The following is a 12,887-nucleotide window of genomic DNA, read 5'->3' as shown; positions in this document are numbered from 1 at the left end:
CAATGGCGATTTTCTATAGCGTTGTTGAAGATGATCCGCTCGACAGTGGAGAAAATAGCCGCGTCATAGATGGGCTCGCTAACTGCACGATCGAAGGTCAGGACGGACGCCACAGACGAATGACGTTTCTTGGCCATATGGCGTGGTGCGACCGGTGCAAGAGTGCCGGTGAGATCGTTGCGGCTGCCGGATGCCTGGACAACCGGCGCATGTTCGATGCCACCTTGGGTCGATACCAGGCGCTAGGCGGCGATAAGGTGCTCTGCAAATGCGCGACGCCCCCGCGCATCATTCCGGTCTATGGCCGAAGTTGGATGGTCTTCGACGACATGGGTGGCGTCAGCCATGCAGCCGCCGCGTTTCCGTCCGGTGCATCGTCCCAGATGGCAGGAAGCTTTGACGAGCAATACGTGTTGCGCGACGCCATGACGTCCCGCCCTCTGGCAAACATGCGCTATCGGATACGCACGGCGGCTGGCAGAACGTTTGACGGTGTGACCGATGCTGAAGGTCATACGAAACGTGTGACAACAGACGGAACGGAAACTCTCAAACTCGAAGTGAAGGAGACGAGCAGAAATGCCTGACTCAGACTATGTAACGGTTCACGATGGCGCTGTGACGAACACCACACCGGGTTCGAAAGTATACGTAGACATCTGGACGGATAAGCCCCCGATCTGTCCGAATATGGCGGACAAGGAATTTCGAGCACTTGTGCTGAAATTGCGGGATCACGCTGTTTCGCTTGTTGACGTGCGGATTTCAGCGCTGACGAAGTGGTCCTCAGCCGAGAAATCCCGAGTCTTTGATTGGTTCGGCGTAAGTGACGAAGCAACTAGGACGCATTTGCTCACGGGCCTGGCCGCGGTGAACCGCATACTACGTGGACTAGGACCGAAGAACTTTATAAGGTCCAGCGATGACGGTGATCGAGCGATAGGCTGTCTGCCTAACGTGACCAATCGGGTCCAGGAGGCGGCGCACGTCTGCGCTCCCGACACTGCAACACACACAATCTCTATTAGCGAAAAATTCTGCCTTATGCGCGACTGGTCAGCGTACGCAGATTCAAAAATATCGACACTCATTCATGAGGTCACGCACTTTCAGGACACGATGGCAACAATCGATCAAAAATATACAATCGTTCCGCAACTGAAAGATTGGGGACAAGCGCACCCTGACTTGGCAATTTCGAATGCTGATAGTGTCGCGGGGTACGTAATCTATGGTGACTAAAATTATCGGATTGCTGTTCGCAACGCTCTGTGTTTCGGCTCACGCATGTTCCGGCTCCCAAAATCTACCCGGTCAGAGTATCGACGTGGTTTTCACGAAGAATTCAAGTGCCGTGAACGGCCTTGAGTTGCTGAAGCTGGCTAACTGGGCGGCTGATATGAAACTTGAATTTCCCATTCACGACGGGCTTTACATTGGGGGACTTGCGGAAGCGTCGGAGAATTCGCCTGTTAAGCTCGCGGCGAATCGGGCGGAAGAAGTAAAACTTGCACTTGTTCAGTTCGGTCTTGTGCGAGCGCCGATCCATATCAGCAGTCGGATATACAAGCCGCTCGCCCCTAATGATATTGACCAGAACGGGCGTAGGGTCGAAGTTGAGTTGTCGCCGGGTTGTCCAGACAGTTGCTGCGATAGTCGATAACGCCGACACGCGCAGACTGAGTGTCGCGCAACAGATCTCGCCCTCTTTACGGTAACGGGGCGAAGTGGACGCCACGCTCAGGACCGGAAGACTCGGAGTGTGTCGGCCCACCGTATCGGCCACCCTTAAAAAACAGACCCGACGCCACGGAAAACGTGGAGTTGCTCAGCAGTCTGGGGCCGGTCAACGGAAGGGTTGGCCGGCCTTCTGTTTCAGCACTTAAACAACACCGATCTCCCGCCGCCAAACGTTTGCCAATCGCTAAGTAGCGTACCGCAGGATCAGCCCCATACTCCTACATTAACCTTCCTGACGATTCCGCCATTTTCGCGCCATGCAGGCGTTGGTGCTACCGATCTAGCATTAGCACTGATTCACCGGGAGAGGTGCGTGGCATAGGCTCCGGCAACATGGGCTCAGGTCATGTCACGTCTGCCGGTTTTGGCATGTCATAGGCTGAAGCAGCGCGACCGTCCAGTCACGGCGATTCAGTTTCTTACCTGCATTCTCTCGGGCGCGTTTCAATGTGGATCGTCAACGTAGCGCTAAAGCGGCCATACACGTTCATCGTGATGGCTATCCTGATCCTGCTGGCGACGCCGTTCGTGCTGTTGACCACGCCGGTCGACGTGCTGCCGGAAATCGATATTCCAGTGGTCAGCATCATCTGGACATACACGGGCCTGTCTGCCGAAGACATGGCCAATCGGATGACGTCGGTCAACGAGCGCAGCCTGACCACCACGGTCAACGACATCGAGCACATCGAATCGCAGTCGCTCGCCGGCATCGCGATCATCAAGGTGTTCCTGCAGCCGAACGCGAACATCCAGACCGCGATCGCGCAGACGGTGGCCATCGAACAGGCGCAACTCAGGCAGATGCCGCCGGGCGCCACGCCGCCGCTGGTGATCAGCTATTCGGCGTCGAGCATTCCGGTGATCCAGCTCGGCTTGTCGAGTCCGAAGCTCTCCGAGCAGGCGCTCAACGACACCGCGCTGAACTTCCTGCGCCCGCAACTCGTGACGATTCCGGGCGCCGCCGTACCGTATCCGTACGGCGGCAAATCGCGTCTGATTTCGGTCGATCTCGACACGCGCGCGCTGCTGGCCAAAGGGCTGACGCCGTCCGACGTGGTGAGCGCGTTCAATGCGCAAAACCTGATTCTGCCGACCGGCACGGCCAAGATCGGGCCGAAGGAATACACGATCAATATGAACGGCTCGCCGCCCACGGTGGAAGGGCTCAACGATATTCCCGTGCGCACGCTCAACGGCGCGACGACCTATCTGCGTGAAGTCGCGCACGTGCGCGACGGTTTTTCGCCGCAGACCAATATCGTGCGGCAGGACGGCCATCGCGGCGTGCTGATGTCGGTGCTGAAAAACGGCAGCGCGTCGACGCTGTCGATCGTCAACACGCTGCACGGCTTGCTGCCGACCGCGCGCGCGGCGCTGCCGCCGGACCTGAGCATCACGGCGCTGTTCGATCAGTCCGTGTTCGTGAAAGCGGCCGTGCAGGGCGTGGTGCGCGAAGCGCTGGCCGCCGCCGGGCTGACGGCCGCGATGATTCTGCTGTTTCTCGGCAACTGGCGCAGCACCTGCATCATCGCGATATCGATTCCGCTATCGATCCTGTCGTCGCTGATCGCCTTGCATGCGTTAGGACAGACCATCAACATCATGACGCTCGGCGGCCTCGCGCTGGCCGTCGGGATTCTGGTCGACGATGCGACGGTGACGATCGAGAACATCGAACGGCATCTGCATATGGGCACGAATCTGCACGACGCGATTCTCGAAGGCGCCGGTGAAATCGCGGTTCCCGCCCTCGTGTCGACACTGTGCATCTGCATCGTGTTCGTACCGATGTTCTTCCTGACCGGCGTCGCGCGATATCTGTTCGTGCCGCTCGCCGAAGCGGTGGTGTTCGCGATGCTCGCCTCGTACGTGCTGTCGCGCACGCTGGTGCCGACGCTGGCCATGCTGTTGATGGGTCACGCGCACAAGCCCAAAGCCGCCGCCGGACCGAACCTCTTCATGCGGCTCTACCATCGCTTCGACGCGGGCTTCGAGCGCATGCGCGGCGCGTACATCGTGATTCTCAGCAGTCTGCTGGTGCGCCGGCGTTTCTTCGCCAGCGTATTCCTCGGCTTTTGCGTCGTGTCGATGGGCCTCACGTTCGTGCTCGGCGAAGACTTCTTTCCCAGCGTCGACGCGGGCGACATTCGTCTGCACATGCGCGCGCCGACCGGCACCCGCATCGAGGAAACCGCGCGTCTGGCCGACCGGGTCGAAAAGGTGATTCGCGAGGTGGTGCCGGGCAAGGAACTCGGCACGATCCTCGACAACCTGGGCTTGCCGTACAGCGGCATCAACCTCTCGTATAGCAACGCGGGCACGATCGGCACGCTGGACGGCGAGATTCAGGTGGCGCTCAAGCCGGAGCACAAGCCCACGCAAACCTATATGGACAGATTGCGCGCGCTGCTGCCGCAGCGCTTTCCGGGCGTCGAATTCTTCTTTCAACCCGCCGACATCGTCACGCAGATTCTCAACTTCGGCTTGCCCGCCGCGGTCGACGTGCAAATTTCCGGCACGGACCAGCAAGGCAACTTCGACATCGCCCGCAAGCTGCTGAAACAGGTGCGGATGATTCCGGGCACCGTCGATACGCACATCCAGCAAAAGCTCGACGAACCGGCGATCAATCTTCAGATGGACCGCACCCGCTTGCAGCAACTCAATCTGAGCGCGAGCAACGTGGCGCAAAACGTGCTCATTTCCTTGTCGGGCAGTTCGCAGACGTCGCCGGGCTTTTGGTTCAACAACCGCAACGGCGTCGAATACAACGTCGCGGTGCAAACGCCGCAATATCGGATCTCGTCGATCGACGAACTGTTGCGCACGCCGGTGTCGGGTTCGGCCACCGGACCGACGCAACTGCTCGGCAACCTGGTGCGCGTCGCGCCGCAGAACCAGTTCGCGGTGGTCACGCACTACAACATCAGGCCGGTGATCGATCTGTACGTGAGCGTCGAAAAGCGCGATCTCGGCAGCGTGGCGAATGAAGTCGACAAGCTGGTCGATAACGTGCGGGCTTCGCTGCCGCGCGGCAGTCAGATCACCGTGCGCGGCCAGGTGCAGACGATGCGCAGCTCGTTCTTCGGTTTGGGGCTCGGCGTGGCGATGGCGATCGTGCTGGTGTACCTGCTGATCGTGGTGAATTTCCAGTCGTGGGTCGATCCGCTCGTCATCGTCAGCGCGTTGCCGGCGGCATTGGCGGGCATCGTGTGGATGCTGTTCCTCACGGGCACGCACCTGAGCGTGCCGGCGTTGACCGGCGCGATCATGACGATGGGCGTGGCGACCGCCAACAGTATCCTGATGGTGTCGTTCGCGCGCCATCGGCTCGCGGCCGGGTCGCCGCCGCTCACCGCCGCGCTCGAAGCCGGCGCGAGCCGGATCCGGCCGGTGCTGATGACTGCGTTCGCGATGATCATCGGCATGATTCCGATGGCGCTCGGGCTCGGCGAAGGCGCCGAGCAGAACGCGCCGCTCGGCCGCGCGGTGATCGGCGGTTTGCTGTTCGCCACCGTGTCTACGCTGTTTTTCGTGCCACTCGTGTTCGCGGGCATTCATGGCCGCCTCGCCCGGCGCCGCGGCAACGGCAGCGACGGTGGCAATGACGGCAATGACGGCAATGACGGCAATGGCGGTGCCGGCGGCGGCGCACATCACGACGGCTCCGCGCCGGATCACGGCGGCGACGGCAAGCACGCGTAACGTTAAATGACGGCTGACTGAGATGACCGAAAAAACTCATGCATCGCTAGCGATCCCTTCGCGAGAAACCGAAGGTGGCCACGCATTGCCGCCGCGCAATCGCGAGTGGAAGCGCGCCAGGATCGCTGTCTGGATCGTCCTCGCATTGCTCGCCGTAGGCGCGCTGCGCACGGTAGTCGTGGATGTTCTGCAAAGCCGGACGGTGGCCGAGACGACGAGGCAGAACGCGGTCCAGTACGTCAATGTGGTGAGCCCGACGCAAACCGAAGGCGGCGGCAATACCTTGCTGCCGGGCACCTTGCGCGGCAACGTCGAATCGCCGATCTACGCGCGCTCGACCGGTTATCTGCTGCACTGGTACGCCGATATCGGCACGCGGGTGAAGCAGGGGCAATTGCTGGCCGATCTCGATACGCCGGAAATCGATCAGGAACTCGCGCAGGCCTTGGCGCAGCGCCAGCAAACCAGCTCGAGTCTCGGTCTCGCGAAGAGTTCGCTGGAGCGCTGGCAGCAGTTGCGTCAGCGCGATGCGGTCTCGCAACAGGAACTCGACGAACGGCAAAGCGCCTACGCGCAGGACCTCGCCAATCTCGCCGCCGCCGACGCCAACGTGCAGCGCTTGCGGCAGCTCGAATCGTTCAAGCGCATCGTCGCGCCGTTCGCGGGTGTCGTCACGCAGCGCAATGTCGACGTCGGCGATCTGATCGACGCGGGCAGCGGCACGAGCCGCGCGTTGTTCGCGCTCGCGCAGTCGGACCCGCTGCGGGTTTATGTGCAACTGCCGCAGGCGTACGCGCAGAACGTCGCTGATGGACAGAACGTGGTCGTGACCCAGGCGGAACTGCCGGGGCAGCAGTTTCACGGCGCGATCACGCACATCTCCGGCGCGATCGACGTGCCGACCCGCTCGCTGCAAGTCGAAGTGACGCTGCCGAATCCCGACGGCAAGCTGCGCCCCGGCGCGTATGTGCAGGTTGCGTTGCCGGCCGCCGCCCATGCGCGCCTGATGGTGCCGGGCAATGCGCTGCTGTTTCGCGCCGAAGGTCCGCGGGTCGCCGCGGTCGACGCGAATGGGAACGTGCAGTTGCGCAAGATCGTGATCGCGCAGGATCTGGGGCAGTCGCTCGAAATCGAAAGCGGGATCGAGGCGAGCGACAAGATCATCGTCAACCCGAGCGATTCGATCGCGGATGGCGATCATGTGCAGATCGCGCAGCCGCAGACAAGCGGCAAGGAGGCGCCGTGAATCCGGCGGCCACTTGCCCTTGCCGCGCGGCAGCCATGCTGACGGCCGCCGCGAGCGCCGCGTTGCTGGCCGCGTGCACGGTCGGGCCCGATTATCAGCGGCCGCAAGCCGAGGTGCCGCCGGCGTGGCAAACCGATTCCTACTGGCGCGTGGCCGCGCCTTCGCACGCGCCGATCGCGCCTGACTGGTGGAACGGCTTCGGCGATGCGACGCTCGCCACGCTGGAAACACAGGCGCTCGCGCAGAATCAGACGCTGGCCTTGGCCAGCGCGCACTATGCGCAGGCCAAGGCGACGCTCGCCAATATCAGCGCGCAACGGATTCCCGAGGTCGATCTGGCGGCGTCGGCGTCGCGCTTCAGGATTTCGAAGAGCCGCCCGCTCACCAACTACGCCACGCCGACGCAGTCGACGGTACAGGACAATCTTCAGCTCGGCGCGTCGATCAACTACGACACCGATCTATTCGGCCGGATACGTCGCCAGGTGGAGGGCGCGACGGCCTCGGCGGAGCAATCGGCCGATGACCTGGCCAACGCGCGGCTCGTGCTGAGCACCGACCTCGCCACCAGTTACTTTTCGCTGCGCGAGCTCGACGCCGAGATCGACGTGCTGAATCAATCGGTGCAGTTGCAGCAGAAGGCGCTCGATTACGTGACGTCCCAGCATGACCTCGGCGCGGTGTCCGGGTTGAACGTGTTGCAGCAGAAAGCGCAACTCGATTCGACTCGCGTGCAGGCGCAATTGCTGTTGAATCAGCGCGCGCAATTCGAACACGCGATTGCCGCTCTGGTCGGCGTGCCCGCGCCGCAGTTCGCGATCGAGCCCAAGGTGCTCGACGCGCAGGTGCCACCGATTCCGCTCGGCTTGCCGAGCGACGTGCTGCAGCGCCGTCCGGATGTCGCGTCGGCAGAACGCGCGATGGCCGCCGCGAATGCGCAGATTGGCGTCGCCAAAGCGGCGTTTTTTCCGAGCCTGACGCTGACGCCGGGCATCGGTTGGGAGAGCACGCAGTTCGCCAGTTTGCTGAGCGCGCCCACCTTGATGTGGACGCTCGGCGCGGCGGTCGGCCAGGTGCTGTTCGACGGCGGCCGGCGGGCGGCGAACCTCGACTTCGCGAGCGAAGGCTACAAGGCCACCGAGGCGAACTATCGGCAGACCGTGCTCAACGCATTCCAGCAGGTGCAGGACGGCATCACGGGCCTCTCGGTGCTGGACGGTGCGGCGAAGCAATCGCAGGAAGCGGTGACCGATGCGCAGCATCTGCTGTCGCTCGCCAACGACCGCTATTCGGGCGGCCTCGTCGCCTACCTCGACGTCATCACCGCGCAGCAGCAATTGTTGACGAGCGAGCGTCAGGACGTGCAGATCCGAGGCCAGCAGATGACTTTGTCGGTCGCGCTGGTGAAGGCGCTCGGCGGCGGCTGGGAGGCCGCCTTTGGGCCGGCCGGCAATCTCGCCAGCCGGCCGGCGCAGGATACGAAGGAGGCGATGGCTCCCGCAAAGTGAGCCGCATACAGGATGGCACGGGCAGACAGAAAAGAGGGTGGCGAAGCGTTTCGTATAATGCAGACACAAGGGGACGCGCATGAAATTGCTGATCGTTGAAGACGAGCACAAGGTGGTGGACTACCTGCGCTCCGGTTTGACAGAGCAGGGCTGGGTCGTCGACGTCGCGCTCGACGGCGAGGAAGGCATGCATCTGGCGACCGAATTCGATTACGACGTGATCGTGCTCGACGTGATGCTGCCCAAACGCGACGGCTTCAGCGTGCTGAAGGCGCTGCGCATGCGCAAGTCGACGCCGGTCATCATGCTGACCGCGCGCGATCATGTGAACGACCGCGTGCGCGGCCTGCGCGAAGGCGCGGACGACTACCTCACCAAACCGTTTTCCTTTCTCGAACTGGTCGAGCGCCTGCATGCGCTCGCGCGCCGCACGCGTTCGCAGGAATCGACGCTGATCTCCGTCGGCGATCTGTTCGTCGATCTGATCGGCCGGCGCGCGACGCGCGACGGCGTGCGTCTCGACCTGACCGCCAAGGAATTCCAGTTGCTCAGCGTGCTGGCGCGCCGGCACGGCGACATCCTGTCGAAAACGGCGATCACCGAACTGGTGTGGGACGTGAATTTCGACAGCCATACGAACGTGGTCGAAACCGCGATCAAACGCTTGCGCGCCAAACTCGACGGCCCGTTTCCTTCGAAGCTGCTGCACACCGTGCGCGGCATGGGCTATGTGCTCGAAGTGCGTGAAGAGGCCGAGCAGCCATGAACCGTTCGATCGCCCGCCGCCTCGCGCTGATGTTCGCGCTCGTTGCGCTGTTCGTGTTCACGCTGGTAGGCACGGGGCTGTTTCTGGTGTTGCGCACGCAACTCGAGAGTCACCTGCGCGAGTCGCTCGACGGCCGCACCGAGATCGCGCGCATCATCGTCTATCACGCGGTGACGCCGGAAAAATGGCGCATGGCGCGCGAGAAACTCACCGACATGACGCCGCGCGACGGCAGCACCGTGTATTCGGTGGCGAGCGCCGATCCGTATTTCCACTACGGCAAGCCTGTCGAGGGTCCGGTGGTGAGGAGCTGGCAGGGCGGCTATACGCGCATTTCGCCGGCCGGCGGCGGCTCGGACCTGCTCACCATTACGAAGACGATACCTGCTTACGGCGCGCGTCCGCCGGTGCAATTGCAAGTCGCCGCCAGTTGTTCGCCCAACGTGATCACCATGCGCGTGTTCGGTTTGGCGCTCGCCGCGCTGTCGGCGTTGGGCAGCCTGGCCGTGCTCCTGCTCAGTTACTCGGTGACGCGGCTCGGCCTCGCGCCGTTGACGCGCCTGACGAGGGAAGCCTCCGAGGTGAGCCCGAACAACCGCTCGCAGCGCCTGAATACCGCGTCGCTGCCGCACGAGTTGAATGACCTGGCCAATTCGTTCAACGGCGCGCTCGAACGGCTGGACGGCGCGTATGGCCGCCTCGAATCGTTCAACGCGGACGTTGCGCACGAACTGCGCACGCCGGTGACGATTCTGATCGGGCAGACCGAAGTGGCGTTGACGCGCAACCGTTCGGTCGACGATCTGCGTCACACGCTGCAATCGAATCTCGAAGAGTTCGAACGCATGCGCACGATCATCAACGACATGCTGTTCCTCGCCCGCGCCGATCAGGGCGAGCGGGCGACCGGTCTGGTCGAAGTGTCGCTCGCCGCGGAAGTCGCGCATACGCTGGAGTTTCTCGAGATTCCGCTCGAGGAAGCGCGCGTGCATGCGCAACTGCACGGCGATGCGATGGCGCGCGTGAACCGTTCGCTGTTCGGCCGCGCATGCACGAATCTGCTGATGAACGCGATCCAGCACTGCGCGCCCGGCACGGCGATCACCGTGACGATCTCGCGTGACGCGGATCGATTGCGGGTAGCGGTGGCCAATCCCGGCGAGCCGATCGAGCCCGCGGTGCTCGAACATCTGTTCGACCGCTTCTATCGCGCCGAGGCGTCGCGCACCAATAGCCGCGAAAACCACGGGCTGGGTCTGGCGATCGTGAAGGCGATTGCGGAGATGCATCGCGGCATGGTGTCGGTGGAAAGCGCGCACGGCATCAACACGTTTGCGTTTTCGATTGCGGTGTCGCGCACGGAGAGCGACATGCCGGCGGCGCGCTCGAATGCTGGCGTGCCCGCTGAAACTGCGAGTTACTCGTCGCTGGTAAAGGGCAAATCGGCCTGAACAGGCAAACGTTGCCTGACAGGTTGCGCATTGGCCGGCGTCAAGGCGCTCACGCGCACGCCTAGCAGCCGCAGCTTGCGGTTCAGTTCCACCCGCCTCAGACATTCGGTTGCCGCGCGCCGTATCTCGACGGCATCCGCGGTCGGTTCGTCCAAGGTCAGATCGCGCGTGACCGTGCGGAAGTCGTCGTAACGCAGCTTGATGCCCACGGTCCGGCCCACGTAACCCTTGCGCACGAGGTCTTCCGCGACCCGCACGCACAAGCCGGTAAACGACGCGGACAATGCCGGCCGGTCGTGACGCGGATGCAGATCGCGTTCGAAAGTCGTCTCGCGGCTCATCGACTTGGGCTCGGATTCGACCACCACCGGCCGCTCGTCGTAGCCTTGCGCGACTTGCGTGAGCCACGCCGAATAGCTGCGGCCGAAGTTGTCCTGCAACAGCCCCAGGTCCGCCGCCGCCAGATCGCCTACGGTGGCGAGGCCGAGCGCGGTCAGCTTGTCCGCCGCCTTCGGCCCGATCCCGTTGACCTTGCGCACCGGCAGCGGCCAGACCCGCAGCGGCACGTCGGCGGGCGTCAGAATCGTGAGGCCGTCGGGCTTGTCGAGTTCGGAGCCGATCTTCGCCAGCAGCTTGTTCGGCGCCACGCAGATGGAGCAGGTGAGGCCGGTTGCCTGATTGACCGCCTGTTTGATGCGCGCGGCAATCTCGCGCGGCTCGCCGGGCAGGTCGGTGAGGTCGATGTAGATGCCGTATGGCGAACGTGGGAGGCGTAATTCTGGCTTCTTTGGTTGTAACTATTTGATTTGTATAAAATAACTAGTCAATTTTTTCTTGATAAAAAGACATTCGTCACGGTCAGTGTCGCCCAACCTGCCTGTTTTGGTCGTGTTTGGTGGGTTAGGATACATTTGCTCGGTAAGGTGGTACGCGCATTAAAAATCCAACGTGAACTGAGACGACGCCTCGCTCTCCGTCGTTCCCGCACGTTGGAGGCCGCCCGCCTTGACCCCCAGCAGCCTGATGGATTTAACAAGTTCGACCCGTTTCAGGCACTGGGTGGCCGCGTGACGCAGCGCCTTAGCGTCCGCAACAGGTTCTGGGAGCGTGACGTCACGCGTTACTGTCTGAAAGTCGTTGAAGCGAAGCTTGATCCCGATGCTCCGCGCGAGATAGCCTTTACGCTGCAAATCTAGCGCCACCTGCTCGCATAAACGGGTAAATGCGGTACCGAGTTCCTGCCTGTGTCGTGCGGCGTGCAGGTCTTGCTCGAATGTAGTCTCTCGGCTCATCGAGACAGGCTCGCTATGAGTCACCACTGGCCTATCATCGAGCCCATGGGAAACTCTGCGAAGCCATGACCCATAGCTTCGTCCGAACTGTTCGATCAGCCATTGCTCGCTGCATGCGGCAATTTCACCGATGGTCGTTATCCCTAGAGACGTCAGCTTGGCGTTGGCCTTCGGCCCAATACCGTTGATTTTTCCGGCAGCCATTGGCCAGATCCTAGCTTGCAGATCCTCAAGCCGCAAAATTGTGATTCCGTCTGGCTTTTGCATGTCAGAACACAATTTTGCCAGGAGCTTATTTGGCGCAATTCCAACCGAACATGTGAGGTTGGTCGCCTCGAAGACGGCGGATTTCAGGTTCCGCGCAATTTGCTCCGATTTGTCATTCAAGAGCGATAGATCGGCGTAGACCTCATCTATTCCCACGTCCTCGATTGTCGGACTTACGGATCGAACTGCGTCCTTGAACAGTCGTGAGTATGTTCGGTAGAGGTCAAAGTTCACCGGAAGGAGAATGGCATTCGGCGCCAGTCGGGCCGCCTTCATCGCCGGCATCCCAGAGTGAACTCCGAGCGCTCGTGCTTCGTAGGTTGCGGTCGTCAAGACGCCCCTGCCCGTATAGTCGCGTAACCGCGAGAATTCACGCGTGCCGTCCGCGTTCGTTCGGGGCGCATCTGAACGACGGCCGGCAACCACCATGGCTTGGCCTCGCAGTTCTGGATACTGCGAAAGTTCACAGGACGCAAAGAATGCGTCCATGTCAATGTGGGCTATGCGCCTATGATCTGGCATGCCTTGATACTCAAAAATAGCGTTCAGTGTCTAGCTTGGCCAACGCGGCGCTCATGAGAGCCCCCGGTAATGAACGTCGAAACAGCGAGAAATCGCGTTCTGCGTCGCAAATGCCTAGACTGTACATTCATACAGTATTTTTGTCAGGTCGTGGACCCGTTTTGTAATGCAAATGGGGAGTTTCGGCGAGGACTGGACTGCTTCCTCATGCCTATCCGGGGGCGAAGGAGGAGCCGCGCTCCGACCCGGCTGCACAGGAGGCGTGCTACTTCGGCGGCTGATATGAAGCGTCGATCAGCGCTCGATTGGAATCGACTGCCCCGCCGGCCAGTTCTCCTTGGCATCCGAACGCCAAACGCGCGCCAAGATGCAGGTTTGATGAGGCGC

9 protein-coding genes and 1 pseudogene are annotated in these 12,887 nt (G+C 61.9%); 8 read left to right on the top strand and 2 right to left on the bottom strand.

Going from position 1 to position 12,887, the window contains the following annotated elements; translation table 11 throughout:
- The first annotated feature begins 2 nt into the window (after positions 1-2).
- The 8 genes from AC3WLT_RS08650 (at position 3) to AC3WLT_RS08615 (ending at position 10,419) form a co-directional block, all read left to right on the top strand.
- Positions 3-587 carry a PAAR domain-containing protein gene (locus AC3WLT_RS08650; RefSeq protein WP_492591468.1) on the top strand — a complete coding sequence of 195 codons (585 nt, stop codon included), beginning with the start codon at positions 3-5 and terminating at the stop codon, positions 585-587.
- Positions 580-1,242 (top strand): M35 family metalloendopeptidase, encoded by a 663-nt coding sequence (locus tag AC3WLT_RS08645; RefSeq protein WP_492591467.1) that lies wholly within the window; start codon positions 580-582, stop codon positions 1,240-1,242. Before AC3WLT_RS08650 ends, AC3WLT_RS08645 begins: the two co-directional genes overlap by 8 nt.
- Entirely contained in the window at positions 1,232-1,663 is a 432-nt protein-coding gene (locus AC3WLT_RS08640) for a hypothetical protein (protein WP_492591466.1), read from the top strand. The genes AC3WLT_RS08645 and AC3WLT_RS08640 overlap by 11 nt, the downstream gene beginning before the upstream one ends.
- Positions 1,664-2,187: 524 nt before the next feature.
- Complete coding sequence (locus tag AC3WLT_RS08635) at positions 2,188-5,448, top strand: efflux RND transporter permease subunit (RefSeq protein WP_492591465.1); 3,261 nt, start codon at positions 2,188-2,190, stop codon at positions 5,446-5,448.
- Positions 5,449-5,470: 22 nt separating this feature from the next.
- The gene (locus tag AC3WLT_RS08630; protein ID WP_492591464.1) at positions 5,471-6,694 is read left to right on the top strand and encodes an efflux RND transporter periplasmic adaptor subunit; all 1,224 of its coding nucleotides are present in this window, start codon (positions 5,471-5,473) and stop codon (positions 6,692-6,694) included.
- A 35-nt stretch (positions 6,695-6,729) separates the two neighbouring features.
- Positions 6,730-8,202, top strand: a complete 1,473-nt coding sequence (locus tag AC3WLT_RS08625; protein WP_492591519.1) for an efflux transporter outer membrane subunit — start codon at positions 6,730-6,732, stop codon at positions 8,200-8,202.
- Between the two features lie 79 nt (positions 8,203-8,281).
- On the top strand, positions 8,282-8,968 hold the full coding sequence (locus AC3WLT_RS08620; protein ID WP_492591463.1) for a heavy metal response regulator transcription factor: 687 nt from the start codon (positions 8,282-8,284) through the stop codon (positions 8,966-8,968).
- A complete protein-coding gene (locus AC3WLT_RS08615) occupies positions 8,965-10,419 on the top strand; it encodes a heavy metal sensor histidine kinase (protein WP_492591462.1) in 1,455 nt (484 codons plus the stop codon). The genes AC3WLT_RS08620 and AC3WLT_RS08615 overlap by 4 nt, the downstream gene beginning before the upstream one ends.
- Here the strand turns inward: AC3WLT_RS08615 and AC3WLT_RS08610 are convergent.
- Positions 10,386-11,168: pseudogene (locus AC3WLT_RS08610) on the bottom strand (Y-family DNA polymerase); the annotation flags it as partial. The gene AC3WLT_RS08615 and the pseudogene AC3WLT_RS08610 overlap by 34 nt on opposite strands.
- Positions 11,169-11,354: 186 nt before the next feature.
- Positions 11,355-12,500, bottom strand: a complete 1,146-nt coding sequence (gene dinB, locus AC3WLT_RS08605; RefSeq protein WP_492591461.1) for a DNA polymerase IV — start codon at positions 12,498-12,500, stop codon at positions 11,355-11,357.
- Between the last annotated feature and the right edge of the window lie 387 nt (positions 12,501-12,887).

Source organism: Paraburkholderia sp. FW306-2-2C-D06C, from assembly GCF_058781505.1.
Note: the sequence above shows the minus strand (reverse complement) of the source record. Positions and strands in the feature narration are given on the sequence as shown.

What these genes read in the sequence shown, in the direction of transcription:
- AC3WLT_RS08650 (WP_492591468.1), top strand. Translation starts at nt 3, where the DNA reads ATGGCGATTTTCTATAGCGTTGTTGAAGATGATCCGCTCGACAGTGGA.
- AC3WLT_RS08640 (WP_492591466.1), top strand. Translation starts at nt 1,232, where the DNA reads ATGGTGACTAAAATTATCGGATTGCTGTTCGCAACGCTCTGTGTTTCG.
- dinB (WP_492591461.1), bottom strand. Translation starts at nt 12,500, where the DNA reads ATGCCAGATCATAGGCGCATAGCCCACATTGACATGGACGCATTCTTT.
- AC3WLT_RS08635 (WP_492591465.1), top strand. Translation starts at nt 2,188, where the DNA reads ATGTGGATCGTCAACGTAGCGCTAAAGCGGCCATACACGTTCATCGTG.
- AC3WLT_RS08645 (WP_492591467.1), top strand. Translation starts at nt 580, where the DNA reads ATGCCTGACTCAGACTATGTAACGGTTCACGATGGCGCTGTGACGAAC.
- AC3WLT_RS08625 (WP_492591519.1), top strand. Translation starts at nt 6,730, where the DNA reads ATGCTGACGGCCGCCGCGAGCGCCGCGTTGCTGGCCGCGTGCACGGTC.
- AC3WLT_RS08620 (WP_492591463.1), top strand. Translation starts at nt 8,282, where the DNA reads ATGAAATTGCTGATCGTTGAAGACGAGCACAAGGTGGTGGACTACCTG.
- AC3WLT_RS08615 (WP_492591462.1), top strand. Translation starts at nt 8,965, where the DNA reads ATGAACCGTTCGATCGCCCGCCGCCTCGCGCTGATGTTCGCGCTCGTT.
- AC3WLT_RS08630 (WP_492591464.1), top strand. Translation starts at nt 5,471, where the DNA reads ATGACCGAAAAAACTCATGCATCGCTAGCGATCCCTTCGCGAGAAACC.